This is a genomic window from Oryzifoliimicrobium ureilyticum, from assembly GCF_037199735.1.
In the GTDB taxonomy this organism is placed as follows: domain Bacteria; phylum Pseudomonadota; class Alphaproteobacteria; order Rhizobiales; family Rhizobiaceae; genus Rhizobium; species Rhizobium ureilyticus.
The window spans coordinates 17,173-43,359 of record NZ_JBBBVQ010000002.1; the positions used below are offsets into that span (position 1 = coordinate 17,173).

Annotated in this window: 20 protein-coding genes and 1 tRNA gene; 17 read left to right on the forward strand and 4 right to left on the reverse strand. The window is 53.7% G+C overall.

All coding sequences use genetic code 11. From position 1 onward, the window contains the following. Nucleotides 1-44: 44 nt before the first annotated feature. Both VQ830_RS03305 and VQ830_RS03310 read left to right on the forward strand, forming a co-directional pair. Nucleotides 45-1,022 carry a zinc-binding dehydrogenase gene (locus VQ830_RS03305; protein WP_337266654.1) on the forward strand — a complete coding sequence of 326 codons (978 nt, stop codon included), beginning with the start codon at nucleotides 45-47 and terminating at the stop codon, nucleotides 1,020-1,022. A gap of 164 nt (nucleotides 1,023-1,186) precedes the next feature. Continuing rightward, complete coding sequence (locus VQ830_RS03310) at nucleotides 1,187-1,906, forward strand: DUF502 domain-containing protein (protein ID WP_337266655.1); 720 nt, start codon at nucleotides 1,187-1,189, stop codon at nucleotides 1,904-1,906. A gap of 203 nt (nucleotides 1,907-2,109) precedes the next feature. Here the strand turns inward: VQ830_RS03310 and VQ830_RS03315 are convergent, their stop codons facing one another. After that, nucleotides 2,110-3,177, reverse strand: a complete 1,068-nt coding sequence (locus VQ830_RS03315; RefSeq protein WP_337266656.1) for an aldo/keto reductase — start codon at nucleotides 3,175-3,177, stop codon at nucleotides 2,110-2,112. Nucleotides 3,178-3,325: 148 nt separating this feature from the next. On the opposite strand from VQ830_RS03315, the gene VQ830_RS03320 reads away from it, so the two are divergent. The 11 genes from VQ830_RS03320 to VQ830_RS03370 all read left to right on the forward strand — a co-directional run bounded on the left by VQ830_RS03320 (nucleotide 3,326) and on the right by VQ830_RS03370 (nucleotide 18,435). After that, entirely contained in the window at nucleotides 3,326-4,306 is a 981-nt protein-coding gene (locus VQ830_RS03320) for an ABC transporter substrate-binding protein (protein ID WP_337266657.1), read from the forward strand. 12 nt (nucleotides 4,307-4,318) lie between these two features. Further along, complete coding sequence (locus VQ830_RS03325) at nucleotides 4,319-6,013, forward strand: ABC transporter permease (protein ID WP_337266658.1); 1,695 nt, start codon at nucleotides 4,319-4,321, stop codon at nucleotides 6,011-6,013. Beyond that, entirely contained in the window at nucleotides 6,001-7,029 is a 1,029-nt protein-coding gene (locus tag VQ830_RS03330) for an ABC transporter ATP-binding protein (RefSeq protein WP_337266659.1), read from the forward strand. The genes VQ830_RS03325 and VQ830_RS03330 overlap by 13 nt, the downstream gene beginning before the upstream one ends. A gap of 102 nt (nucleotides 7,030-7,131) precedes the next feature. Continuing rightward, the gene (locus tag VQ830_RS03335; protein WP_337266660.1) at nucleotides 7,132-7,869 is read left to right on the forward strand and encodes an NUDIX hydrolase; all 738 of its coding nucleotides are present in this window, start codon (nucleotides 7,132-7,134) and stop codon (nucleotides 7,867-7,869) included. A gap of 68 nt (nucleotides 7,870-7,937) precedes the next feature. Beyond that, a complete protein-coding gene (locus tag VQ830_RS03340; protein ID WP_337266661.1) occupies nucleotides 7,938-8,849 on the forward strand; it encodes a PhzF family phenazine biosynthesis protein in 912 nt (303 codons plus the stop codon). Nucleotides 8,850-8,972: 123 nt separating this feature from the next. Next, nucleotides 8,973-9,048, forward strand: a tRNA-Lys gene (locus VQ830_RS03345). Between the two features lie 572 nt (nucleotides 9,049-9,620). After that, nucleotides 9,621-10,679: a sensor histidine kinase gene (locus tag VQ830_RS03350; RefSeq protein WP_337266662.1), complete on the forward strand. Its 1,059-nt coding sequence runs from the start codon at nucleotides 9,621-9,623 to the stop codon at nucleotides 10,677-10,679. A gap of 148 nt (nucleotides 10,680-10,827) precedes the next feature. Continuing rightward, on the forward strand, nucleotides 10,828-13,293 hold the full coding sequence (locus VQ830_RS03355; protein ID WP_438617158.1) for a mechanosensitive ion channel family protein: 2,466 nt from the start codon (nucleotides 10,828-10,830) through the stop codon (nucleotides 13,291-13,293). 164 nt (nucleotides 13,294-13,457) lie between these two features. Next, the gene (locus tag VQ830_RS03360) at nucleotides 13,458-15,971 is read left to right on the forward strand and encodes a GcvT family protein (protein WP_337266663.1); all 2,514 of its coding nucleotides are present in this window, start codon (nucleotides 13,458-13,460) and stop codon (nucleotides 15,969-15,971) included. A gap of 126 nt (nucleotides 15,972-16,097) precedes the next feature. Then, the gene (locus tag VQ830_RS03365) at nucleotides 16,098-16,928 is read left to right on the forward strand and encodes a response regulator (protein WP_337266664.1); all 831 of its coding nucleotides are present in this window, start codon (nucleotides 16,098-16,100) and stop codon (nucleotides 16,926-16,928) included. A 181-nt stretch (nucleotides 16,929-17,109) separates the two neighbouring features. Beyond that, nucleotides 17,110-18,435 (forward strand): GGDEF domain-containing response regulator, encoded by a 1,326-nt coding sequence (locus VQ830_RS03370; RefSeq protein WP_337266665.1) that lies wholly within the window; start codon nucleotides 17,110-17,112, stop codon nucleotides 18,433-18,435. 125 nt (nucleotides 18,436-18,560) lie between these two features. Here the strand turns inward: VQ830_RS03370 and VQ830_RS03375 are convergent, their stop codons facing one another. Continuing rightward, on the reverse strand, nucleotides 18,561-19,583 hold the full coding sequence (locus VQ830_RS03375; protein ID WP_337266666.1) for a GlxA family transcriptional regulator: 1,023 nt from the start codon (nucleotides 19,581-19,583) through the stop codon (nucleotides 18,561-18,563). 619 nt (nucleotides 19,584-20,202) lie between these two features. Between VQ830_RS03375 and VQ830_RS03380 the strand changes: the two genes are divergently transcribed. Together VQ830_RS03380 and VQ830_RS03385 are read left to right on the forward strand one after the other, a co-directional pair. Next, entirely contained in the window at nucleotides 20,203-21,102 is a 900-nt protein-coding gene (locus tag VQ830_RS03380; RefSeq protein WP_337266667.1) for a LysR family transcriptional regulator, read from the forward strand. A gap of 108 nt (nucleotides 21,103-21,210) precedes the next feature. Beyond that, nucleotides 21,211-21,366: an entericidin domain-containing protein gene (locus VQ830_RS03385; RefSeq protein ID WP_337266668.1), complete on the forward strand. Its 156-nt coding sequence runs from the start codon at nucleotides 21,211-21,213 to the stop codon at nucleotides 21,364-21,366. 48 nt (nucleotides 21,367-21,414) lie between these two features. Here the strand turns inward: VQ830_RS03385 and VQ830_RS03390 are convergent, their stop codons facing one another. Both VQ830_RS03390 and VQ830_RS03395 read right to left on the reverse strand, forming a co-directional pair. Beyond that, nucleotides 21,415-21,780, reverse strand: a complete 366-nt coding sequence (locus VQ830_RS03390; RefSeq protein ID WP_337266669.1) for a hypothetical protein — start codon at nucleotides 21,778-21,780, stop codon at nucleotides 21,415-21,417. An 11-nt stretch (nucleotides 21,781-21,791) separates the two neighbouring features. Continuing rightward, entirely contained in the window at nucleotides 21,792-22,991 is a 1,200-nt protein-coding gene (locus tag VQ830_RS03395) for a glycosyltransferase family 2 protein (RefSeq protein WP_337266670.1), read from the reverse strand. Nucleotides 22,992-23,282: 291 nt separating this feature from the next. On the opposite strand from VQ830_RS03395, the gene VQ830_RS03400 reads away from it, so the two are divergent. Then, nucleotides 23,283-24,407: a DUF707 domain-containing protein gene (locus VQ830_RS03400; protein ID WP_337266671.1), complete on the forward strand. Its 1,125-nt coding sequence runs from the start codon at nucleotides 23,283-23,285 to the stop codon at nucleotides 24,405-24,407. A 319-nt stretch (nucleotides 24,408-24,726) separates the two neighbouring features. Next, entirely contained in the window at nucleotides 24,727-26,184 is a 1,458-nt protein-coding gene (locus tag VQ830_RS03405; protein ID WP_337266672.1) for a cobyric acid synthase, read from the forward strand. Nucleotides 26,185-26,187 lie beyond the last annotated feature (3 nt).

Below are 26,187 nucleotides of genomic sequence, written 5' to 3' on the forward strand. Positions count from 1 at the left end.
CCGCGAAGATGCTTAGTTTGAGAAAGTAGCCAAGGGAGTTGATCATGCGCGGTGTTATCCACGAGAGCTTCGGCGATCCTGCAAAGGTTTTGAAACTTGGCGAGCGTTCCGTGCCCGAGCCTGCAAGCGGCCAGGTGAGGATAAGAACGATCATGTCGCCGATCCACAATCATGACCTTTGGACGGTGCGCGGCCAATATGGCTACAAGCCTGAACTTCCCGCAGTGGGAGGCAGCGAGGCCGTCGGTATTGTGGATGCTCTGGGAGCTGATGTTACGAACGTCAAGGTCGGTCAGCGCGTCTCGGTCGCTGCCGTGCATGGAACCTGGGCGGAGTTTTTCCTAGCTCCTGCTGCTTTGCTCGTTCCGGTCCCGGACAGTATCGATGACAGCGCGGCGGCCCAAATCATTGCCATGCCGCTTAGTGCCCTGATGCTCATCCACTTCCTGGATGTGAAATCGGGCGCGTGGATTATTCAAAACGCGGCAAATGGAGCTGTCGGCAAGATGGTTGCAGTGCTTGCGGAAGCGATGGGGATCAATGTCATCAATCTTGTGCGTCGGGACGAAGGTGTCGACGAACTCGCTCAGGTAGGTGTGGGCAAGGCAATTTCCACCGCATCGCCCGATTGGAAAGAGAAAGTACAAACGCTGTGCGCATCGGATCCGATTTCTGCGGCAATTGATTCCGTGGGCGGCGAGGCGAGCGGCGAGCTTCTTTCTCTCCTTGGGGAGGGAGGTGCGCTGATCTCATTCGGATCAATGAGCGGTGAACCGATGCAGCTATCGTCGGGGGATCTCATCTTCAAGCAAGCCATCGTGAAAGGGTTCTGGGGCTCGAAAGTAGGCGCGGCACTTTCCGCAACAGACAAAGCCGGCATGATAAGTGAAATTTTCCAAGCGGTGCAGAATGGTAGCCTGAAGCTTACGGTCGATCAAACCTATGCCTTTGGCGAGGCTGCTCAGGCCGCAGCCGCAAGTTTGAGGTCCGGCCGGGGCGGCAAGATTATGCTGCGCCCTTGAAGATCGCGGATGTTTCATGCGTTGCTTGTCGAAGATGACCTCACAAAAAAATCAACAGTGTCTGCAGTTGTGCTGACACTGCAATTCTGTCAGCTTTGCAACGAGGGCAATGAGGGGATGCCTTTATACGGATGCCACGCGAGCAAAGAAATCATCGACGCCTGATGGATCAAAAAGCGCCCCGACTGTCCATTGCGACGCGAATCAGAAACAATTTCCTGACTGGGCTCATCATCTGTGCGCCGATCGCCATTACACTGTGGCTCACATGGTCGGTGGTGCGGTGGGCCGACAGCTGGGTCAAGCCCTACATTCCAGCGCGGTATGACCCGGACAGTTATCTCAATTTTGCTGTTCCGGGCTCCGGTCTGGTCATCGCGTTGATCGCAATCACGGTGATCGGGTTCCTCGGGAAAAACCTGATTGGCCGCAGTATCGTTGAGTTCTCGGAGTCGCTTGTTAACCGCGTACCTTTGGTGCGAAGCATCTACAAAAGTGTCAAGCAGATCTTCGAGACTGTTTTGAAGGAGAGGGGTAACTCCTTCAAGAAAGTCGGGTTGATCGAATATCCAAGTCCTGGTTTGTGGGCGCTGGTCTTTATCGCGACTGACGCTAAGGGCGAGATTGCCACCAAGTTCGAGGCGATGGGACTTGATATGGTCGCGGTGTTTCTCCCGCCAACGCCTGTCCCGACGGCCGGTTTTCTTATCTACGTCCCAAGGGAGAAAATCGTCGTGCTCGACATGACGCCAGAAGAGGCGGCAAAGGTTTTGATCTCCGGTGGTTTGGTATCCCCAGAGGAGCTTGCCTCGAGCAAAGCCGAGGCTGGCAGGGCAAGACCCGTCGCTGCTATCGAACAAGCTAAGGATCCGCTGACATCCTAGACGTTGTCGGCACAATCGCCTTTGTTTTTTGCAAGGCCGGCTTGGTTTTCCAAAGCAAAACGTCGCATAAGCGAATAGTTTTTCCGACAGATACGGGTGGAAAGATTTCAGGTCGTGATGTGAGCGGCGGCTCGAAAGCCGCCGAGGATTTTCGGTGCGACGCCGGTCGTCATGCGCCGGAGAGCTCCTTCGAGCGCTGCATATTAGCTTCGGTTCTTTGCGAGATGCGGGCTGATTAAAAGCAGATCCGCTTCGCTCAACCGATCACTGGCCGTATTGCATTGATGCCAGAAGGGGTAGGCGAGGGGCTGTAGGCTGACATTGTCGAGCCTCTGACGCTCTTCGCTGGAAAGAACCAGATCTGCGGCGGCGAGATTATCTTTGAATTGCTCTTCAGTGCGGCCACCAATGATAAGTGACGTGACTGACTTTCGCCCAAGGAGCCAAGCGAGCGCCACTTGTGCTGCAGAAACGCCGCGGTCCTCGCCGATAGCCACGAGCGCTTCCACGATGTTCCAAAGGCGATCTTCATCGCGGATCGGCGGCTCGGTCCAACCGGCGAATTGGCGTGTACCCTCCGGCGCAGCCTGGTTCCGTCTGTGTTTTCCCGAAAGCAAACCGCCTGCCAATGGGCTCCAAACAAGAACGCCCAGACCTTGATCGATACTGACAGGCAGAAGTTCGCTTTCCGCATCCCGTGCTTCAAGTGTGTAGTGAATCTGTTGACTTACAAACCGCTGGAAGCCATGCCGCTCGCTGACGCCCAGCGCCTTCATGATATGCCAGGCTGCAAAATTGGAGCATCCGATGTAGCGAACCTTCCCCTGCCGCACCAATGTGTCGAGGGCCTCCATCGTCTCCTCGAGAGGCGTAAGACCATCCCACTCGTGCACTTGATAAAGGTCGATTACGTCGGTTTTCAAGCGACGCAGGCTTGCTTCGCAACCCTGAATGAGATGATGGCGGGAAAGCCCGGCATCGTTTGGTCCGGAGCCCATTGGAAACCGCGCTTTGGTCGCGATCAAAAGGCCGTTCTTGCGAGGTCCACCGACTATTTCGCCGAGGATCTCTTCGGAGGCACCTTCGGAATAGACGTCTGCGGTATCGATGAGATTCACGCCCGCATCGATGCAGAGATCAATCAGCCGCCGAGATTCCGATACGCCGAGATCGCCAACTTTTTTTGCCCAGCCCTTGCCGCCAAAGGTCATCGTCCCGATCGTCAATGTCGAAATCTTCAGGCCTGATCGTCCAAGCTGCCGATATTCCATTTTCCTCGTCTCCCAACTTCATGATTGAAACCGATAAGATAGCGGCTATCTATCGACGTCAAGAACGAGACAGCATCAGTACGCTTGTCACAAATTTGTAAAGCGGCCTCTCTAAGGAACGGTCTGAAGCTCTTTTAAGGATAAGCTTATGAAGACCCTCATTGCGACGGCCGCCGTTCTGCTCAGCGCAGTATTTTCGCCTCTGACCGCGATGGCAGAAAATCTGGTTCTCTACACCAGTCAGCCGAATGAGGACGCGCAAGCGACCGTCGACGGCTTCATGGCTGCCAACCCGGAGATCAAGGTTGATTGGGTGCGCGACGGAACGCCGAAGATCATGGCGAAGCTGGAGGCAGAAATAGCCGCCGGAAGTCCCGCTGCGGATGTTTTGCTGATTGCCGATACAGTGACCTTGGAGCGTCTGAAGCAAGAGGGCAAACTCTCGGCTTACAAGTCGCCTGAAGCGGCGCACTTCGATGCAAGCCTTTATGATCGCGACGGCTATTACTACTCGACGAAATTGATCACCACGGGAATTGTTTACAACACTGCAGCGACGATGAAGCCGCAAAGTTGGGAAGACCTCGCCAAGTCGGAGGCAAAAGGCTTGGTAACAATGCCGAGCCCGCTTACATCTGGAGCTGCTTTGATCCATGCTCAAACATTGGCAGCCGTTCCTGGTCTCGGATGGAACTACTACCGGAAGCTCGGCGAAAACGGCGCAGTCGCGGTTGGAGGCAATGGCGCTGTGTTGAAGGCTGTTGCGACCGGTGAAAAGGCTTATGGTATGGTCGTTGACTACCTACCAATCAGGGAGAAGGCAAAAGGCGCTCCGGTGGAGTTCGTCTTTCCTCAAGAAGGCGTTTCCGCTGTGACCGAGCCGGTTGCCATCCTTTCGACTTCAAAAAATATGCCGGCAGCCAAGAAATTCGTTGATTATCTTCTCTCTGAAAAAGGTCAGGAAGGTTTCGTCCAGCTGGGATACATTCCGGCCCGAAACGATACACCCATGCCTGCCGGTTTTCCGCCGCGTAACACGATCAAAGTTCTTCCTATCAATTCAACCGACGCCCTCAAAGATATGAAAGCGGATCTTGAGAAATTCACGTCGATCTACCGATCCAACTAGGCCGAGAGGCGCATGGCGCATCATATCCAGGTAGACAGGCGGCAGCCGCTTTGGCTGCCGTCGCTTATCATTGTCTTCGTTGGTCTGCTCTGCGTCCTACCGCTTGCTCGTCTTGCGGTCGTCGGTATTTCAGCCCTGTGGAATGGCGGGACCGCAGCAATTCTCACCGATCTTGCCGTATGGCAAGCTGTTCGTAACACACTCATTACCGCTTGCCTTGGGACAGGACTCTCATTGGCCATCGGCTGCCTATTCGGATTTCTACTGACACTGACGAACATCCCCAAGAAGGGTCTGCTCAGCTTTCTGTTCGTCCTTCCGATGATGATCCCGCCACAAGTCACGGCGTTGGCATGGGTGCAAATGTTCGGACCATCAAGCGCGCTTCTCAAGATGCTGCATTTGGCGCCGCCGCTTGGCTCGAAACAGCCCCTCTATTCGATTAGCGGCATTTCGCTGCTTTATGGCTTTCAGCACGCCCCGCTCGTCTATCTTGCGTTGCGCGCAACGCTGATGTCATTGCCGCGCGAGGCAATTGAAGCTGCTCGAATTTCGGGCGCTTCCGGTTGGCGTGCTTTCTGCGACATTATCATCCCGCTTGCATTGCCCGGAATTATCGCTGGCGCAGCTATATCTTTCGTTTCCTGCACGGGAAATTTCGGCATCCCTGCGATCCTGGGGATACCGGCTTCGATCTATACACTATCGACGCTGATCTTTACCAAATTCTCTGCATTCACCGGCACAACCTTTGGCGAAGTGGCGTTAATTTCTGCCATGATCGCGGCTATTTCGATCACAGGCCTTTTCGTTCAGGACCGAGCTTTGCGCGGGCGGGACTACCGCATTTTGGGAATAACGGGTTCGATCGCTGCTTTTGATATTGGGCCGTTCAAAAGGCTGGCTGTAAGCGTGCTTGCTCTTCTTCTCGCGTTCATTCTTGTCGGGCCGTTTTTTGCTTTGCTGGCAGCCTCCCTTGTGCCGGCTTACGGCGTGGCGCTGACGTGGCAGTCATTTTCGCTTGGTGCCTATTACGAAGTGATCTTTCGCCAGGCTGTGACAAAGACGGCATTCATCAACTCGCTCGGTCTGGCGGCGGGCGCCGCAATCTGTTTGCTCATCATCAGCGTTTTCACAGCCTATCTTCTCACAAAGCGGCGTGATCGATTTTCTCGCTTCATTGCTGCTTGCATCGAGGTTCCTTATTCGTTGCCCGGAATCGTTGTTGCAATTTCCTTCATTTTGCTTCTTGCGGCGCCGCTTCCGTTCTTCAAGGTGAAACTCTACGGCACGATCTGGATCATCTTTATCGCGTATTTGTCGACCTTCTATGCCGTCAGCCTGAAGCCGGTATTCAGCGCGTTTCGGCAGCTCGATCCTGCTCTCGAAGAAGCAGCGCAACTTGCGGGGGCTGGCATTGGCCGTCGCATGTCGACGATTATCGTACCCTTGATCGCACCGGCGGCAGGCGCGTCGGTCATCCTGGTCTTTTTGATTGCTTGCAACGAGCTCACCGTCTCGGCGCTGCTTTGGTCAGCCGGGACTCAAACGCTTGGCGTTGTCATCTACAATCTCGATGACAGTGGTAGTGCAAACCTCGCATCGGCTCTGTCGGTGCTTGTGGTGATGATGGTTGCAGGCCTAATGCTTGGCCTTGACTATTTGGCACGCTGGCTGCCTCGTGGAGTCGTTCCGTGGAAAAGCTGAGTTTGAGCAACGTCTCCAAACAGTTCGAGTCAGGACGAGCTGCTGTCTCGAACGTTTCTATTGATGTGCGCCCCGGTGCTTTCCTCGCCCTTCTAGGTCCATCTGGCTGCGGCAAGACAACGCTCCTACGCATGATTGCCGGGTTCGATAGCCCCACCAGCGGTGCCATCTATCTCGGCGACCGACTTCTTGCCGACGCGAATCGACTGGTGCCTCCTGAGCATCGCAACATGGCGATGGTCTTTCAATCCTACGCCTTGTGGCCCCACATGACGGTGGCGGATAATGTGGGTTACCCTCTGAAAATACGAGGACTAAGGGGCGAAAACTATAAACGCAGGGTAGCTGCGGCGCTGGATGCAGTTCGCCTTTCCGATTACGGTCACCGTAGGCCCGCCGAACTTTCCGGCGGTCAACGTCAGCGTGTGGCGTTGGCGCGCTGTATTGTCACGACGCCTTCGGTCGTCTTGCTCGATGAGCCGCTGGCAAACCTTGATCGGCACCTTCGCCAGGAGATGGAGGAGACGTTCCGGGATTTTCACCGCCAATCCGGGGCCACGATGATCTATGTAACACATGATCAGGCCGAGGCGATGGCTCTTGCCACGGATGTTGCGATCATGTCGGAAGGACAGATCTTACAGATCGCACCGCCCGCGGATATCTATGCAAAACCGGAGGGAAAGGTGGTTGGGCGGCTGGTTGGAAGAGGCGTGATACTTTCGCTCAGCCTTAAAGGCTTGGAGCCGCGCCTGCTCGACGCACCCACCTTCCAACAGGCGATTCTGTCAGATAATGAGGTCGGATACTTTGCGGATGTCCTCGTGCGTCCTGAACATGTTGCAATTGGCGCTCAGGGAATTGCCGCTGTCGTCGAAGAATGCGTGTTCGAGGGAGAGCGTTATGTTCTTAAAATGCGCGTCTGTCCCGACAAATTTATCCTTGGCTATAGCGATATCTTGTTCAAGCCCGGCGATCAGGTCAATTTGACAATCGAACGGGCTTGGCGGCTTTGACCATTTTCGATTTCAGGTAGATGAGGGCCTTATTGGAATAGAGCGGCCATGTTAACCAAGGCGCTTTCTGGGGATAAATCCCTCGTTTTAGTGGATCATGAAATGAACTCAGCCTCCGAACATTTTGCAGACTGGCCACCAGAGCGAACGGTCTTTCCGCTGAAGTCGATTCAGCTCAAGATCACTGAGACTGGCCATCCTCTCGTTATCCCCAATAGCGTCGCAATCGATGCGCATTGGCATGAGGAGACGAAAGCAAATCCCAGTCTGTTCGATGGGCGCATGCTTTTGATGAGCAGCCTTGTTCTCGAAGACAATCAGCTTTCAGGGGTCGGGCACATCACGCCTTACTCAGCGTTCTTGTGGTGGCGTAAACGGCCACAGCGGCTGGGAGCGGTGCACGTCTTTGCCTATGCCGTGATTGCAAGTTCCGACGGTGCGCTCATCGCCATTCGGATGGCCTCTCATACAGCGAATGCGGGGCAGGTTTACTTCGCTGCTGGCTCGCTCGAGCCAGAAGACGTGCGCGATGGCATTTGCGATCTCTATGCCAATATGTCCCGGGAGGTGAAAGAAGAGACTGGTTTAGATCTAGCGGACGCTCAGGCGGGCGACAGGTTTTACGCGTGCCATCTCAACCACACGGTTCCAATATTCAAGGTCTACCGATTCGATATGACCGCTGATGAAATCGTTTACCGGATCACAAAACACATGGCCGTAGCAGAAGATAAGGAAATCGCCGGCGCCGTTGCCATACGTTCTGCTGATCCAGCGGCCTTTCCTTATAACGTGTCCATGCTTCCGATCATCGATTGGTATTTCTCCGCAGCGAAGTAGCGAAGGCGGGTTGCACTCGGGAAACGGCTCAGGCAGGTTGCGTCAGTGGCAAACGAGAGGAGGCCCCCTTGGCGCGCAGCTACAGCATCTACGACGTCTTTACCGAGGAAAAGCTGAAGGGCAATCCACTCGCAGTCGTGTTCGATGCGGAAGGGCTGAGCACTGAGACGATGCAAGCCATCGCGCGCGAATTCAATCTGTCTGAAACGGTCTTCCTACTTGCTAGCGAGGCTCCTGCGTGTAAAGCGCAACTGCGAATCTTCACGCCATCTGCCGAGTTGCCATTTGCCGGTCATCCGACCGTTGGAACGGCGATTGCGCTTGCCGAGCGCGAGCACGGGGATGTTGAACTCGACGTCGTGTGCATGCTGGAGGAAAAGATCGGGCCAGTGCGATGCGCTGTGAGACTTCGCCCGGGGGAAGTGAGCTTTTCCGAATTTGACCTTCCGAGAAAACCTCAGTCGATAACACTGCCGCTTGATCTTCACGGCATTGCAAATTCGCTCTCGTTAAAATCAAGCGATCTCGGTTTTGAAAATCACGTTCCGTCTCTATGGACTGCTGGCGTGCCTTTCATCATGATTCCCGTGCGGGACCTTGGAGCAGCGGCGCAAATCGAGTTCGATCCGCAAAGTTGGGAGCACACGGCGCCCTTCGTCGATGGCCGCCTTGCTTCAGCCTATGTCTATTGCCGAAGCGGGATACATCATGCGGCAGATTTTCATACGCGTATGTTCACGAGCGACATGGGCCTGATCGAGGACCCCGCGACAGGCTCGGCGGCAGCCGCGTTTTCCGGTGCTGTCGTTCATTTCGACAAGCCGGTCGACGGTCATTATCCGATCTTAATTGAACAGGGTGTGGAAATGGGGCGCGCCTCTTATATTCATCTGCATATCGATCTTGAAGGCGGGCTTATCAATAATGCGCGTATCGGTGGACACGCCTTGAAAGTGGCGGACGGCGTGCTCGACCTTTGAGCCTTCTGCATTCCAGTTATGCGCCGGTTTTTCCAACGGAATGAAGATTTTTTGAGAAGCCCGCTAGACAAGGTCCACGTTCATGTTTATACGCCCCCTCACACCGCGCAGACAAGCACGGACGGGTGATTAGCTCAGTTGGTAGAGCAGCTGACTCTTAATCAGCGGGTCGTAGGTTCGAGCCCTACATCACCCACCAAATCCTCCCACGACGATGAAAAGTGTTTTCAAGCGCGCCGTGGACGCCAAAATATTTGTTACGCCGAAAGCTACATTGATCGTTGCTCATAGGACGAGATAGATTTTCTTCCTCTTCAAATCAGTCCAGCACTCGTTGTACGTTTTCGTGTTGGCGAGACGGTGAATTTTCAGTACTCAAATCAATGTGACCTGTGGCGGGCGAAAGTTATTTGCACTTTCTTGTGCAAAAAACGACCTTGTGAAGGTGAGTATGCTCTAGACCCGACAGGCTTGCAGGATCTCACTTGCTCGGCGCAGCGCAGTAGTCTAGCAGGCGTTTAGACTTTTCTTTTTAAGAATCGTCGAATTCACGCGCTTCAAGATTTTTTCTCGACCGAAGGAACTTTCTGCCATCTCAAGCGTTTAAAAGTGCTTTGTGCTGTGTTCAGTTACATGACGTGGCAGAAGATTGCGCGCGAGAGCTAACTCATTACGTGCGCGCAAGATAGGGCGAATAATCCGCCAGGAATGGAGCAGAGAATGGTTCGGCCGGAAGCGACTCTTCTCGTTGATATGGTTTCCGGAGGCGGAATGACTGAGGGGAAGACGAATGCGGATCGTGATATCTGCATTCTTTACATTGATGACGATGAAGCCCTTGCCAGGTTAATGCGCAAGAACCTTGAGCGCCGCGGCTTCAAGCTGGAGTGGGTCAAAGACGGGGCTAGCGGATTGGCGCGCCTGGCGGAAGGCGGCATAGCGGCTGTTGTTCTGGATCATTTTCTCGACAACGAAACTGGCCTCGATATTTTGCCCAATATCATCGCGATGAAGGATCATCCGCCGGTGATCTATGCGACCGCGTCAGTGGACACTGGCGTTGCAGTGGCCGCATTGAAGGCGGGTGCTGAAGATTACGTTCTGAAGGGCGTATCGCCGGATTATTTCGATCTGGTTATGGCTGCGCTGGAGCAGGGGCTGGAACGAGCACGATTCCGACGTGAAACGGAGCAGGCGCAGGAAGTGATCCGCCAGCAACGCGATCATGCGGAAATGCTTCTTGCTGAGGTCAATCACCGTATCGCCAATAGTTTGGGTCTCGTCGGCGCCTTGATCAGAATGCAAGCCTCCATGACGACTGACCAAGTCGCTATCGATGCGCTGCAGGAAACCCAGATGCGCATCAACGCGATCGCCAGCGTGCATCGCCGCCTTTATACCAACCGTCAGGTAGGAACGGTCCAGATCGACGAGTATTTGGGCAGCCTCCTCAAGGAGATGGAGGCGTCTATGCGTGACGACAAACGACCTCATACGCTAAAATTGACCTCTGATCCTATCAATCTGGCGACTGACAAGGTTATCACTTTGGGTCTTATTGTCAGTGAGCTCGTCACCAACGCGTTTAAATATGCCTATGAGTCGGGCGTGGCCGGGCAGATACGTGTCTCGGTATCGGCGAGAAAGGACAATGTCATCGACGTGAGCGTCGAAGACGATGGTGTCGGTTTTACGCCCGGTGGCCCATCCAAGGGCACAGGCCTTGGCACCAAGATCCTGACGGCGATGGCAGGCAGCCTTAAATCTCAGATCCGCTATGACGGGACCCACAAGGGAACGAAGGCTCTTCTTTCCTTCCCGATGGACTGATATCGTTCTAGCATCTGCGCATCCTCTACCTAGGCCAAACATATTCCCCGCCAAAGTATTTCGTTCTGGAATTGTGCCTTTCTGTCGCCGTTCTTTGCAATAAAAGACGATACCTCCTGACGGACAAATTTCTTGTATCGAGGCTAGCTTGCGTTCAACGTCTGTTTTTCGCCACCTGCTTTTCGCAGTTGTTCTGTGCAGCACCTTCGTCGTCTGCCTCGGTCATGAAGCGACCGCGCAGGCTGATCAGAACCAACAGCCTCAAGCGGGGCAGCAAGCGCAACAACAGGCTCCAGCCGACGGTCAACTGTCGCAAATCTCGGGAGATCTCGAAAAATCGAAGAAGCAGTTCGAGTCGCTGAAAGCAAGCGTTGACGCGAATGGAAGCAATGACGACGCCCTCGTCGATCTCGCGGCTAAAGCGGATGAGCTCTCGCGCAATGTCGCAGCGCTCACCGGCGCACTGAATGGCAGGCTGGAACAAGTTAAAACACGTCTGTCGGCAATCGGCGATCCTCCCAAGGACGGACAGCCGCCGGAGCCAAAATTGGTTTCGGACGAAAGAAATTCCCTGACGTCGGTGCGCTCTCAGATCGGTGCTCTACAGGGAGACGCCGAGAGCTTGTCGGGAGCCGTTGGTCGCCTCAGCAATCAGATAATCGAAACGCGCAGGCGCCTGTTTACGGAAACGCTGTTCCGACAGACCGATGTTTCTCTTCAAGTGCTCGATGACGCCCGCAGTGCCTTTCGCGACGAAGCTCGTGATTTTGGCACCGCGCTTATAAGCTGGTTTCATTTTGTCTGGAAATTTAAGCGGGTAGCCCTGTTTGCCGCACTCGCTTTCTCGCTTGGCGTCGGTGCTGTGATCTTGGTTGGCGGCTACAGGCTTTTTGGGCGATACCTTCAGCAGCAAGACAGGCAGGAGCGACCCTCTTATATGACACGCCTTTCGGTGGCCTTCTGGTCGACCATTGTGCGCGCTGCCTCCATCGGTGCCTTTCTCACGACATCCTACTTTTTTCTTTATAACCTCAATGTTTTGAGACCCGACATCTCTCCAGTCATCGCGGCGCTCTTCGGTTGCATAGGCGCTGTGTATTTTGTGAATCGATTCACAAATGCTGTGTTCGCGCCATACAAACCGCAATGGCGTTTGGTGAGGCTTTCCAATCGCGGCGCGCGTACGATTAGTTTTTGCCTCGTTTCCCTTGCTGCAGTTACCGCGGTCGATTTTTTCCTGAGCAGCATCAGCGAAGCCATGGGCTCGCCTCTCGTGCTGACAGTTATCCGCAGCCTCTTTGCTTCTTTGATTGTTGGTGGAACTCTTTTTGCGGTGTCGTTCGGCAGGCCTATGCTGGCCCGCGATCGCAATCCCGATTCACCCGGACGGCATTGGCCGAAGGGCCTGCGCATTGCTTTGCGGATACTCGGTATCGTGCTCATCGGCGCTGTGCTGACAGGTTACGTAGGACTTGCGCGCTTCATCTCCGTTCAATTGATCATAACAGGCGCCCTCGTTGTGACCATGTATATCGGCATTCTTTCGGGACGGGCGATTTCACAGACAGGTGTTTTTGCTGACACGTTTCTCGGCGAGTTCGTGACGCGACGCTACAACTTGGGTCCTGTCGTCGTCGACCAGATCGGCCTGCTCGTTGGCCTGCTGATTTACGCTGTTGCGCTGATGACGGGCATTCCGCTCATCTTGCTGATGTGGGGTTTCCACATTCAAGATCTTGAGATTTTTGCAATCAAGCTCTTCACGGAGGTCAAAGTCGGGGGCATCAACTTCTCGCTGCTTGGCCTTTTGACCGGAATTCTTGTCTTTGCCGCTGGCTACTTCGCTACCCGGTGGATTCAGCGTTGGCTTGACAACAATATCATGGCGCGCAGTCATGCTGATCTCGGTGTCCGAAACTCGGTGAAAACCGGGATTGGTTACCTTGGGATCGGCATCGTCACGATCATCGCGGTGTCAGCGGCAGGCATTAATCTTTCCAGTTTCGCTCTCGTCGCGTCTGCTTTGTCGGTCGGTATCGGTTTTGGCCTGCAAAATATCGTCTCTAATTTTGTTTCCGGTCTTATTCTGTTGGTGGAGAGGCCTTTCAAGGTGGGTGATCACGTGATCTCAGGAACGGCTGAGGGCATTGTGACGCGCATCTCGGTTCGAGCTACCGAAATCGAGACATTCCGTAAGCAGTCGATCATTGTGCCCAATTCCGACCTGATCAACGGCATGGTCGGCAACTGGACGCATCGAAACAAGGTGGGTCGATCGGAGATTCCTGTTTCGGTTTCCTATGATTCCGATCCGCAAAAGGTCATGGACATTCTCCTGGAGTTGGTTCGGGATATTCCGCAGGTTTTGCGCAATCCGGAGCCGCATGTCGAATTCCTGCGCTTTGGCGCTTACTCGCTCGATTTTGAGCTTCGCTTTATGCTGGCCGATATGGGCGAGGGACTAAAGGTTCGCAATAATCTGCGGATCGCCATTCTCAAGCGCTTTAAGGAAGAAGACATCAAAATGCCCATTCCTCAAAGCGAGGTCCATTTTGATGGCCCTGCGGAGCCGCCTCTTCCGAAGGCGGCGCCATCTGATCCGGCAAAAGCCTGATCATCATTGCTGGTTGAATTTTGCCGTAATCATAGCCAAGGTGAGCCCTCGTCGCGCCGAGCTTTTCGCATGTCGTAAACAGGCATTTGATGACGTCGCGACCACTGCATAGTCGGGCAGATTTCCGGCATTCGCACCGGCTTGTTTGAACAGAGGGAACTTCCATGAAGTCACATGCGCGCGCAGTGGTCATCGGCGGCGGCGTCGTTGGCGTTTCAACGCTCTACCACCTTGCCAAAAAGGGTTGGTCTGACGCTGTTTTGATAGAGCGCAAGGAACTGACCTCCGGCTCGACCTGGCACGCTGCGGGTCTCCTGCCTTTGTTCAACATGAGTTACTCGGTCGGCCAGATCCATAAATATTCTGTGCGGTTCTATCAGGAACTGCAAAAGGAAACCGGGATGAATGTCGGTTTCAGCCAGGTCAGCAATATTCGTCTTGCACGAACGAAAGACCGCTGGGACGAGTTCATGTACTACGCCGGTATTGCAGAAACGATTGGGGTGAAAGTCAACATACTGACGCCAGAGCAGGTCAAGGAAGTCTGGCCCCTCTGCGAAACGGAAGGCCTTTTGGGGGCCATCCAGCATCCTGATGACGGTTATATTCAGCCGGCGGATTTGACGCAGGCTTTGGCCAAGGGGGCGCGCGATCTCGGCGCAACGATCTATCGCCACACCGCTGTCACTGCCATCGAGCAGCAGAAGGATGGCCTGTGGAAGATCACGACCGACAAGGGCGAAATTACCGCCGATCATATCATTTCCTGCACCGGTTCCTTCGCCCGCAAGACGGGGGAAATGGTCGGGATCAACATTCCGGTTGTTCCCGTCGAACATCAGTACATCGTTACCGAACCGCATCCAGCCATCCTTGAGCGCAAAGCAAAGGGACTGCCTGAAATGGGCGTCCTGCGCGAAGCGGACAGCGCTTGGTATATGCGTGAGGAAAATGGCGGCTTGTTGCTTGGTCCCTACGAGCAGGGAGCACCGGCCTGCTACGTCAAAGGCCCTTCGGACGAGAGCGAGTATGAACTGTTCCAGGAGGATCTGGATCGATTGATGCCGCATATCGAAACCGCTATTGCGCGCGTGCCTGCATTCGGCGAAGTCGGCATCAAGAAAGTTTATAACGGTGCGATTGCTTACACCCCGGATGGTAATCCCATTGTTGGACCCGCGCCAGGGCTGAAGAACTTTTGGCTGAACGAAGGCCATTCCTTTGGCATTACTGCAGCGGGCGGCGCCGGCTGGCAGCTTGCTGAGTGGATCGTCGATGGCGAGCCCACCGTCGACATGATGGGCGTCGATCCGCGACGTTTTGGTCCTTATGCGACAGAAGGCTATCTCATCGAAAAAAATGAGGAAGCCTATGCGAACGTCTTCACGACACACTATCCGGATGAGGAGCGCGCAGCCTGCCGTCCATTGAAAACAACGCCTATTTACGACCGTCTGAAAGACCTAGGTGCCGTCTTTGGTTCGGTTTACGGATGGGAGAGACCCAACTGGTTTGCGCCGGAAGGCTACTCTCTTTCCAAGGAGGATCTCGATCTCGGCGCAGACGTTTTGACCAATCACAACTATGCGCCGCCGACCGAAGACGGGCGCATTGTCGAGAAGTGGTCTTTCCGGCGCTCCAACTACTTCCAGCACGTCGGCAACGAGGTCATGAACGTCCAAAAGAATGTAGGCGTTCTCGATATGTCGGCCTTTGCCAAGATGGAGGTATCGGGGCCGGGCGCGCGCGAATGGCTCGAGTCAATTTTCGCGAACAGCATTCCAAAGAAGCGCGGCCGTATTGCGCTCTGCCATATGCTCACCGTGCATGGAGGCGTCAGGGCAGAATTTACGGTCTATGAATGGGCGCCGGGACGCTTCTATCTTGTCTCCGCTGGCGCTTACGAAGCGCATGACCATGATTATCTTCGTAAGCTTGCTCCAACGGATGGGTCGGTCCGCTTGCAGCAAATTACGCAAAAATTTGGTGTTCTTGTGCTCGCCGGTCCGAAATCTCGCGACGTCCTCAAAAAACTGACCCGTACCAGCCTCGAGAATAAGGACTTTCCTTGGCTTTCAGGCAAGGAAATTTCTGTCGGAGCGGCGACGGCCCATGCCCTTCGTGTGAACTTTGTCGGCGAGCTCGGCTGGGAACTTCATCATCCGATTGAGATGCAAGCCTATATTTTCGATAAACTGATGGAGGCGGGCACTGAGTTCGGGATCAAACCTTTCGGTATCCGGGCCATGCTCTCCATGTCCGTCGAAAAGTCTTACCGTTTGATTCCTCGGGAGATGTCGATCGAGTACAATGCCTACGAATCTGCGCTGGATCGTTTCATTAAACCGGAGAAGCAATTCATCGGCCGGGAAGGCCTCCTTGCTTACAAGGAAAAGGGTCTGAAGTGGAACTTCGTTACACTGGTCGTGGACGGAGGTAACGATGTCGATGCACGTGGCTCTGAAGCGATCTACAACGAAGACGGCGAGCTGATCGGCCGTGCAACCAATGGCACCTTTGGCTTCAGAATAAACCGCTCGTTGGCGCTAGCGATGGTTCGACCGGATTATGCGACGGATGGAACTCGGCTGAAGATCAAAATACTTGGTCACCTCTATTCCGCCAGCGTCGTTGCGGAAAGTCCTTATGATCCTGAAAATGCGGCCTTGCGCGCTTAAAGGATATATTAGGCAAAATGCGGCTTCTCAGCCGCATTTTTACTGTCCGAGTAGTTCAATTAATACTTATTCAAGTCACTACTGCTAGCTTTGCCCTGTATCGAGGGGTTCGGAGGTAGTGTCGCCATGGTATTTCTTGGCGTTTCTGGCATGCAATATTCAGGGGGCACGTTTTCATCGGCACGTATTCTGGTGGCCGAGGATTCGAATGTCTTCACATCAATGATCAGTCAGAAGTTGAGGGAGTTTTTTGACATCGAAGTCGAGATCTGCCGCAATTTCGAACAGCTGCAGTTAGCTTACGATAAGTCAACGCAGCCGATTACTCTGGCAATATCAAACATCAATTTGCCGGGCGCGGAAAATGGTGAGGCGCTAGATTATCTTCTGGACCTAAGCATTCCGACCATCGTCTTTACGGGAACGTTCCAGGAAAGTACGCGCGAAAAACTTCTTGCATCCGACATCGTCGACTACGTCATCAAGGACAATGTCTTTGCTGTCGATATGCTCGCCGAATCCGTGTGCCGGTTCCTGACCAATCATCGCCATCATGTGTTGATCGTTGACGACAGTCCGACGGCAAGAGCGCTGCTTTCCAGCCGATTGAAGCGCTACAATTTTCGCGTAAGTGTCGCAGAAAATGGGCAGAAGGCGCTCGGGATATTGAAAGCCAATCCCGATATTGGTTTGATGATCACCGACTACAATATGCCCGATATCGACGGCTTCGAGCTTACCCGCCGGATCCGTGGGTCGCTCGGTTCTCATCAGTTGCGCATCATCGGCGTTTCTTCATCATCCGATCGATTGCTTTCGGCTCGCTTTTTGAAGGCTGGCGGCAATGACTTCATACTACGCCCATTCATCGACGAAGAATTCTACTGCAGGGTGAATCAAAATCTGGATACGCTGCTCCAGATCAGGACGGTACAGAAGACGAAAGCGGTCGCTTAAATCTTAACGGTTGGCCTCTTGAGGCCAACCCAAAGCGCTGCCTTGCAATAGGTCTCGTGGATTTCGCAACCGACTTACCTCATTAGGCTTTGGGAAATGGCTGAACCTTCTTTGCCGATCATTCGCATTGGAACAGGACCTTCACGCTGTCCCTTCCGTGCCGCTCTTTGAGGCAATCGCAATGAGTAGCGATTTCGGCTTTGGCCAGTCAATCGAAGCGCGGCAAGAGTTGCTGTTGATCGAAGACTCGAGGATGTTTTCTCTCGTCCTTCGACATCGCCTTGAGGCTGAACTTGGTCTGTCGGTGACCAGCTGTAGTTCTCTTGAAGAGCTGAATAGGTTGCTGGTCGGAAGGCAAACATCCTACAGGATGGCGATTGTCGACCTAACGCTTCCAGATTGCCCTGATGGAGAAGCGCTTGAGCTGACAAGGCAATATGAGATTCCTTCTATCGTCTTTGCCGCCTCCGTCAATGCCCAGCTTCACAGTCAAGTTCTTCAGAGAAATGTCGTCGATTACGTTGTGAAAGACAATGCGCGAGCGTTCGATGCGCTTGTCGCCTCGGTTCGCCGTGCCTTGACCAATGCTAAAACAAAGCTTCTCGTTGTCGGCATGCCTGGAGAAGCTTTCAATGCATTTGTTGCCGGTCTAAGAGCGCAGCAATACGGGCTTTCTGTCGTGGCGTCCGGCAAGGATGCTGTCAATCGTCTAGCGAAGGAAAGAGATATTGACCTGCTTCTTGTGGTGGGAGACCAGCTGCCTGACATGGATGCTTTCGAGCTCATGAGACAACTGCGAGAACAGAACCCTGTTGATCCCACTCATGTCGTTGGCATGGCAAAGGACGATGCGATCGCCGTCGAATTCCTGCGTGCGGGGGCGAACGAAGTTCTTCACAACGCATTTTCCATCGCGGAAGTCAGGCACCGAATTTCCAATAGTGCCACTATGGCGCGAGAGGTGAGGCGGCTTCGCACCGCTGCTGCGTGCGACTATCTGACAGGTCTCTATAACCGACGCTATTTTTGCGATAATGGCCCAAAGATCGTTGGTGACTGCCTAAGACGGCGGGAACTGAGCTCCATCGCGATTCTGGACATCGATCACTTCAAGAGGCTCAACGATACCTATGGCCACGAAATCGGGGATCTTGTTCTAAAATCTGTTGCGCATCGCCTGTCGCAGCTCTTCCAAAGCACCGGCTACCTACTTTGTCGCTTGGGCGGTGAAGAATTCGCCATATTATTCCCCATGACGAACTCAAAAGATGCGTCGCAATTGTGCGATGATGTTCGTTCGGACATTTCACGGCTGAGGGTGAAGGCCGATGATGAGGAACTGACGGTGACTGTTTCCATCGGTGTGGCGGAAATCTCCATGCACGAGACATTTGAGAACTATCTTCATGCCGCCGACCAGTTCCTTTACATGGCAAAAAACCGAGGCAGGAACACAGTTTTCTCCGACACTCAGATGAATTCGGAAACGCTGCTTTACAGCGCTTAGCACGCTGCACATTCAAAAAATCGGGAGAAAGACGATATTTGCTTTGCGCGAAGCGTCAGGATTGTCCGTTAAATGTCTGACTGACCAGCCGATACGACAGTCAACCTCTCGACGCTCTTGTTCGTTCAAGCGGCCAATGCAGGCCTAATCAATGAGCCTCCCGTTAGCTTACGCTCGGCCCGCTCCTGCTGCGGCGAACGATGATAGAGCTCACGATAGCATTTGGAGAAATGCGAGGCGGATACGAACCCGCAGGCAACAGCCACCTCAACAATTGGCATCGATGATTGCACCAGAAGATGTCGAGCGCGATCTAGTCTGATTTCCAAGTAGTAGCGCGCTGGCGAGCGCCCCATTTCTTGCCGGAAGAGCCGCTCGATCTGGCGTCGCGAAAGATCCACCTCGTCGGCAATGTCCAACAGGGAAAGCGGCTCGGCCAAGTGATTTTCCATCAACTCAATGATCGACAAAACTTTTGCATTTTGAACACCTAGTCGTGCTCTTAGAGGAAGGCGTTGCCGATCATGCGGATTGCGAACCCGATCGGTCAGGTGTTGTTCGCAAATCCGGTTGACGAGGCTATCACCGAAGTCCTGTCCGACCAGGTTAAGCATCATATCCAGCGAGGCTGTACCGCCAGCGCAAGTGTAGAGATTTCCATCGACCTCATAAAGATCGGCATAGACTTCTGCCTGCGGGAAGGCCTCTGAAAACCCTGGAAGGTTTTCCCAGTGAATGGCGCAGCGCTTGCCGTTCAAAAGGCCGGCCTGGGCTAGAACATGTGCGCCGGTGCACAGGCTCCCAACGCCGATGCCGCGATTGTAGCACTCGCGGAGCCATGCACTGGCAGATTTGTTGTTGAATTGTTCGACATCGATACCGGAGCAAACGATCACCATACTGGGTCTCGTTTCTCCGCTAAGACAGCGTCGTTCGTCTGTAAGCGACGTATTGGCCTCTACACCGATGCCACAGGATGAATAAACTTTTTGTCCGTCGATGGAAGCCAGTCGCCAGCGATAGGCCTCGTAGCCCAACATGCGGTTTGCGATTCTCAGAGTGTCGATAGCTGCAGAAAATGGAAGCATGGTGAACTGTGGCACCATGAAGAAAACCAGGGATCGAGTCAGCGTATGCGCTTTTGTCATGATGGACATCCAAGGCTCGGGGAATGGATGACTATTGGTCTCGCGGAATACGTCGTCGAGATATTCCAAAAGCGACATTGCCACGACCATATGCGCAGCGCCAAGTTAAAAACGCGATAGGAAAATGATTTCTGTCAATCAAAGACGGGAATTAGGTCCACCCTGCGCGGAAATATGTGAGGATAAAGAGGCGACTACTTCTGAATTGCCTCTTTATCATCGGGCATGACTTTCAATTATTTCTCCTCAAATGTCGTATCTGCCGCCGAGCGCCAACCGATATCCTTCCGTATTTCATCGGGAATGGCACCCCAGGCTCTATTTTCCTGTCGCAATCTCCACAGATCCAGAAGTTTTCTGGCCAAGCGGAAAAAGAACGTATCTTTGCCAAGTGTCGGATGTAGTTCCAAGCTTATCGTCTTCATAGCCGTCCCTTTCGAATAACGGTTCAGACTGTTGCAGTGTCACTATCCGCCTTAGATTCACATCATTCAAACGAATTGATCTGATGGTTACCATCAGGGAATTTGATCGTTGCGCATTGCTCAATCGCCATTTTGTGATTCAAGAAAAATGATGTATGGTGACGGTTATTCATAAAGATTGAACCGGAAGTCAGATGTCGTATCTCTTGAAGCCACCCCTGCCGTTGCTCGACAACGACATCCTCAAGACATTCTTGGCCATTGCCGATACGGGAAGTTTTTCGACCGCAGCGGAGGTCGTTCATCGAACGCCGTCGGCCGTATCGATGCAGATTAAGCGCCTTGAGGAGCAACTCAAAACGACGCTTTTCTTGCGCGATGCGCGTTCCGTCAGTCTGACAAAGGATGGCGAAGTTCTGCTTTCCTACGCGCGCAATATGCTCGCTTTGTCGAATGAGGCGGTTTCACGATTTCTCGAACCGGAGCTGACCGGCGTCGTACGCTTGGGGGCGCCGGATGATATTGGCGAGAGAATGCTACCCCATATCCTCAGGCGCTTTGCAGACCACTATCCGGCGATCGTCGTAGACGTTACGGTTGATATGAGCACGAACCTGAAAAGACGCTTGGAAGAGCAAAGGCTTGACCTTGCGCTCGTCAACTGCACCCCCAATGTCTTTGCACATGAAGGCGAGCTGTTGCGTGAGGAGCGACTGGTCTGGGCTGGCGCAAAAGGCGGAAAAGCTTACAAGACCGATCCACTACCGATTTCAATTTGGGAAGAAGGCTGCTGTTGGCGGAAAGACGCGCTTTTGCGCCTGGAGCAGGGAAAGCGGGAATATCGCATTGCCTATCTCAGCGCACACACGATGGCACAGCGCGCCGCTGTCATGTCGGACTTGGCAGTGGCGCCATTCCCGCTGTCTTACCTTGGTGACGATATGACGGTTCTTGGTGCGAAAGAAGGGTTACCAGAACTTGCGAGCTTTCATGTTCGGCTTCTGACCGCAGATAGAATGAGCGAGCCGATGCGTGCAGTGGCGGAAAGTATTCGACTGGCGTTCAGCAAAGGACTTCACGTCGCCGCCGCTTAAAACAACTTGTACGCAACTCAATTGGAAACTTTTTGTCGACAAGCGCGTTTATGAAGCGCGGGCGGGGGACTCCGATCCGCTGATGCACATTTTAAGGGATTAGATTCGATGACGACAACAGCGAAGGTCGGTGCAGCGCTTATGTTTCTCCTTGCTCTCAGCTCGTGCGGAAATACCATCCGCGGCATGGGCAAGGATGCAGCCAATACAGTAAATGCGACGCAGGACGCTGGTCGCACGGTCGATCACGCTGCAAAACGCTAATACGTCAGAAGCCCGCCGGTTTTCCGGCGGGCATCTTCGGCAAATTGATCAAATTTTTGCGGTGGGAAATGCCCGCTGAAGGCCGCCGGATTTAGATAATCCCCCACGAAATGCGGCAAAGCTAGGATGTAGGCTGGATTTCGCGACTTCCATGAGTCTGATCTGAAGTCGGCCGGGAGCCTTTTGACCAATCCAAAGACCGAGCTTATCCAGCTTCATAACGTTGATGAATGGCGCCGCTGCTGCTTGATCGAGATAACGGTAAAGGCCCTCGATCAGAGCATCGTCCAATTTGGCATCGTTCATAGTCGCTTGCAGGGAGGCATGATCTTCGTCGGTGCCAAGTGAAAGCTGGGCTGCAATTACGTCTATACTGTCGTGCGGCGCCTTCAATGACTGTTGTGCTGCTTGCATGACTGCCACTCTCAGACAAACTGCTCGATGTAATTCATGATGTCGAATATCCCGTCTGTCCTTTTGGGATCAGCAGGATAGTCGGGGCTGAAACGGAGGAAGGCGCGGGGCCGTTCATCGTGATGATCTGGCTGCTGCCGCGTGAGGCGCGCTCTAAGGCTCTCTGGCAGAAGACTGAGCGTTTCGTCCGTGATGATAGGATCCAGGAACACAGAACCTGGGCCGTAGGCAATTGCCTCACGAGCTGCGGTCGTTATCCCGGCGAGCTTGCAGATTTGGTCGTAATGTTCCGGTGACAGTCCCTGGTGCTGGTAGGCTGACATGCGATGATACATGATGTAGGCCTCTACCCAGTTGCCTGTGTTCATATGCAGGCGGAAAGCCACCTGCTGGCGGATCATCATGAAGCGGTTGATGTCATTGACCAGCTCGCTTCTTTCTTCCAGCGGGCGCTGGCTGTCCTGATAGGCGTGGGACGCGAGATACTCGATGCCCCCTCTATAACTATCCCACTCGAACATGCACTCTTTGTTACCCTGCTGTTGCCGAGGGTCATCTGATATTGCGGTCACTCTCGCAAAGGGCTCAGGCATGAACAAGATATCGCCCTTGTCCAGCGCACGCGTCGTGTAAAGAAAGGCCCAAAAGATGAATGGCGTCGCAGCCGATATGCTTTTTGCCAGAACATCGCGACGAATAATCATGAATTCCGGGAAGACGTGGAACTTGAAAATAAAGTCCAGAAGCGACCGGAAATCACCTTTTGCGTGCCGCGCAGGCGCAGGGATGCGGTAGTAAGGGCCCATGTCGCTGCCGCCAGCGCGCCCGTCTACCAGCATCCACGGTGCCTGGATCATCCCAAGCTCAGGCTGATCTTCCAAAATCCGAAGATAATCGACGACCTTGTGGGGAATGAGGAGGTCGTCGTCCCCAAGAAAAATTGCATAGCGCCCGGCGGCTCTTTGCATGGCAAAAGCGTAGTTTGAAAGAAATCCCGAGTTTTTGTCACGACGGAAAGCCCTCAGTTCGGGAATGTTTCCAAGCGACCTAAGATAGTCTTGTGTAGCGTCGGTCGAGCAATCGTCCACAACGACGATCTCAAACGGAACACCAAGATTACGAAACGCTTCAAGGTGAAAGCGGATATTGCGCTCAAGCAGAAACTGACGGTTGAAAGTTGGAACGCAAATAGAAAGAACCGGCTCATTCATCTGTTATATGCACCTCACGATTGTGCCCGAGCAACTGAGAAATCTTTCTCGCAAGTTAGGAAGTCTAGCTTTCCTGAGGCTGGCCTTAGGGCGATGAATGAACACAAGAGCAAGTGCGAGAGCGAACAGCCTCACGCAAGTCAATCTTGAAATGCTGATCAAAGATTAAGTGGCGATGCCGCCGTCAGTGAGAATAACGGTTCGAGGTCTTCCTGCCGCGGTTTCGAGCAATGGGCGCGGGCAAGTGCCAGCGGGATTTTGGACCTTAGGGTCGAAAGAATAGGGTTACACATGAATATGCTGGCTTCTATGAATGCAAACCCGATTGACGAGTTGATCAACGGCCTTGTCGAGGCCCCTGCGCTTCGCCGCGAAACGCTGGATGGCTCTTTTTGGCATCTTGTCAGCCTGAATAGAGGGGAACTGTCTCCATTTTTTGTTTTGGCTCCCGAAAGTCTCATCGGAAACTTCTTCGATCCAACCGTCGACTGCTGGCAGGTTGTAAACGGCAGGCTCTGCTTTAGCGATCAAAATGGAATTCCGTCTGTCGTCTTCAATGTCGCCAATATGGATGGGGATAAACCGAAGGTGCTTGCCGGGCGAGGGCGGATCGGCGGCGTTTCCGATATCTATCTCCTCATTGCAGCAGATCATCCTGCTCATCCGCTTTTCCAGCCAGGCGCTACGGCGAACGCAGGCATTCAATTCTTGGAGCAGCCAAGCGACGGTCCACGCCGCCCGAATCTTGTTGTCGTTCCGGCAAATTCCAAATCACTTCATCCGCATTGGTTCGAGGGCCTTCAGGAAGATACACGCAATTGGGACTTGTGCGTCGGATACTATGGGCAAGAAATGCCTATCGTTTCCTCTCCCTTCGAATATTTGGTGCATCTTCCAAAGCGGAAGAAATTCCAATTACTGAGCGATCTGTTTTTTGAGGCAAGCCCGCTTTGGAATTATGATTACATATGGCTTCCCGACGACGATCTTCTGTGCAACGGCATTGACGTCAATCGTCTCTTCCATCTCGTGCGCAAGTTTGGCCTCGATTTATCCCAGCCATCCTTGGTTGATGGGCCGAACAGTTTTCCGAATCATCCGATTACGCTGCAGCGCCCCGCCAGCATTTTGCGATATGAAGGCTTCATCGAGATCATGTGCCCGCTTTTCAGCCAGCGGGCCTTGAAGATCTGTGCCGGCTCGATGAAGGATGTTGAGTCCGGATATGGGCTCGATCACCTGTGGCCATCTTTCTTAGGTCGCCCATTTTCGCGTATGGGCATCATAGATGCCGTTGCTGTTGCACACACGAGACCTATCGGCGCCACCTATAATGTAGGCGCGGCAATTGCCGAGCAAGCAGCTCTCTTTCGCTCATACGATTATACGCCGCTGCAATTTGACGGCGTTCGATAATCTTTTTGCCAATGTATCGAGGACGATAACCATCCGGTAACGATGTGGCGCTATCACTGGAGCAGCGGCGGGGACGTCGTTGCCTTTCCGGTTCAGGTAGTGCGTACCGGGGGCGGTCCCCGCCGATTTCGGCTCTTTTTTGAAAGTCGGCAAGCCCCTTTGGGGCGCAAATCCGCCATTTGACTGGCTCCCCACCTCGTTATAGGTCATCGTCGAAAGATGCAGTCCGTCGCTTTGTAACGCGTGATAGGCGGGGCGCACCATCCATGGTTGTCGCTAAATTTTGCTGTATCGAACCTTGTTGGCAGGGAGCGGTTGGTTGGCACGGGCAATCATGTTGCAGGGAACGGGCTCTGACGTCGGGAAAACTGTTCTCGTTGCAGGTCTGTGTCGGCTGGCCTCGAATCGAGGCCTAACTGTGCGCCCCTTCAAGCCGCAAAATATGTCAAACAATGCAGCGGTTAGCGACGATGGTGGAGAGATCGGGCGCGCCCAGTGGCTTCAGGCACGCGCCAGCCGCGTTCCGACATCCGTCCATATGAACCCCGTTCTGCTCAAGCCGCAGTCCGAATATGGCAGCCAGATCATCGTACATGGTCAAGTCTGGGGATATGCAAAGGGGCGTGATTATCAAAGGCTGAAGCCTCAACTCCTCGACTATGTGCTCGAAAGCTATGACCGCCTATCGAAGGATGCGGACCTGGTGATCGTCGAAGGCGCGGGATCACCAGCTGAAATCAACCTGCGAGCTGGCGACATCGCCAATATGGGTTTTGCAACGCGAGCCGATGTTCCCGTCATCCTTGTGGGAGATATAGATCGGGGTGGAGTGATCGCTTCGCTGGTCGGAACGCACGCTATTCTATCCCCCGAGGATAGGCGCATGATTCAAGGCTATATCATCAACAAGTTCCGTGGAGATGTCTCTCTTTTTGCCGACGGCATCGAGGCCGTCAATCGCTTTACCGGATGGCACTGCATGGGAGTGATTCCATGGCTTCCTCCGGCCGGACGGCTTCCTGCGGAGGATTCGGTTGCGCTGGAACGGCATGTGGCCAACAATGGCACTATCAAAATCGCCGTTCCCGTTTTGCCGCGGATCTCAAATTTCGATGATCTTGATCCGCTCGCCCAAGAGCCGGGCGTCGATCTTCAATTCATTCGTGCCGGCGATAGCTTTCCCAAGGATGCAGCGCTCATTATCCTACCCGGTTCAAAGTCGACGATCGCCGATCTTCTTGAATTGAAAAAGCATGGCTGGGATGAAGACATAAAGGCGCATGTTAGACGCGGCGGAAAATTGATCGGGATTTGCGGCGGCTACCAGATGCTCGGCAGGGTCCTGCGTGATCCTTTGGGTCTGGAAGGAGAACCGTCGGAGATCGATGGGCTCGGTCTGCTCGACGTTGAGACCGAGATGGCGCCGGTTAAGACGCTGTCTAACAACACTGCTCTGTCGGTAGAGTATTCTGTGCCGCTTGATGGATATCAGATCCACCTGGGCGTCACGCTCGGGGCCGATTGCGCTCGACCTTCGACTATGATCGATGGACTTCCGGATGGCGCACGTTCAGCCGACGGACGTGTCGTGGGAACTTATCTACACGGTCTTTTCGGCGCTGATGCTTATCGAAAGAAATTGCTCGAAGAGTTTGGATTGGTCGGAGGCGGATTCGACTACCGATCAGCCGTGGATGACGCACTTGACGAGATCGCGTCAGCCTTGCAGCAATATCTGGATGATGCGTGGTTGGACGATCTTTTTACGCAGGCTTGAGCA

Coding starts and splice junctions, on each gene's coding strand:
- VQ830_RS03400 (WP_337266671.1), top strand. CDS start 23,283: ATGAATATGCTGGCTTCTATGAATGCAAACCCGATTGACGAGTTGATC.
- VQ830_RS03375 (WP_337266666.1), bottom strand. CDS start 19,583: ATGACAAAAGCGCATACGCTGACTCGATCCCTGGTTTTCTTCATGGTG.
- VQ830_RS03320 (WP_337266657.1), top strand. CDS start 3,326: ATGAAGACCCTCATTGCGACGGCCGCCGTTCTGCTCAGCGCAGTATTT.
- VQ830_RS03310 (WP_337266655.1), top strand. CDS start 1,187: ATGGATCAAAAAGCGCCCCGACTGTCCATTGCGACGCGAATCAGAAAC.
- VQ830_RS03305 (WP_337266654.1), top strand. CDS start 45: ATGCGCGGTGTTATCCACGAGAGCTTCGGCGATCCTGCAAAGGTTTTG.
- VQ830_RS03360 (WP_337266663.1), top strand. CDS start 13,458: ATGAAGTCACATGCGCGCGCAGTGGTCATCGGCGGCGGCGTCGTTGGC.
- VQ830_RS03315 (WP_337266656.1), bottom strand. CDS start 3,177: ATGGAATATCGGCAGCTTGGACGATCAGGCCTGAAGATTTCGACATTG.
- VQ830_RS03335 (WP_337266660.1), top strand. CDS start 7,132: ATGAACTCAGCCTCCGAACATTTTGCAGACTGGCCACCAGAGCGAACG.
- VQ830_RS03350 (WP_337266662.1), top strand. CDS start 9,621: ATGACTGAGGGGAAGACGAATGCGGATCGTGATATCTGCATTCTTTAC.
- VQ830_RS03395 (WP_337266670.1), bottom strand. CDS start 22,991: ATGAATGAGCCGGTTCTTTCTATTTGCGTTCCAACTTTCAACCGTCAG.
- VQ830_RS03390 (WP_337266669.1), bottom strand. CDS start 21,780: ATGCAAGCAGCACAACAGTCATTGAAGGCGCCGCACGACAGTATAGAC.
- VQ830_RS03370 (WP_337266665.1), top strand. CDS start 17,110: ATGAGTAGCGATTTCGGCTTTGGCCAGTCAATCGAAGCGCGGCAAGAG.
- VQ830_RS03385 (WP_337266668.1), top strand. CDS start 21,211: ATGACGACAACAGCGAAGGTCGGTGCAGCGCTTATGTTTCTCCTTGCT.
- VQ830_RS03365 (WP_337266664.1), top strand. CDS start 16,098: ATGGTATTTCTTGGCGTTTCTGGCATGCAATATTCAGGGGGCACGTTT.
- VQ830_RS03380 (WP_337266667.1), top strand. CDS start 20,203: ATGTCGTATCTCTTGAAGCCACCCCTGCCGTTGCTCGACAACGACATC.
- VQ830_RS03325 (WP_337266658.1), top strand. CDS start 4,319: ATGGCGCATCATATCCAGGTAGACAGGCGGCAGCCGCTTTGGCTGCCG.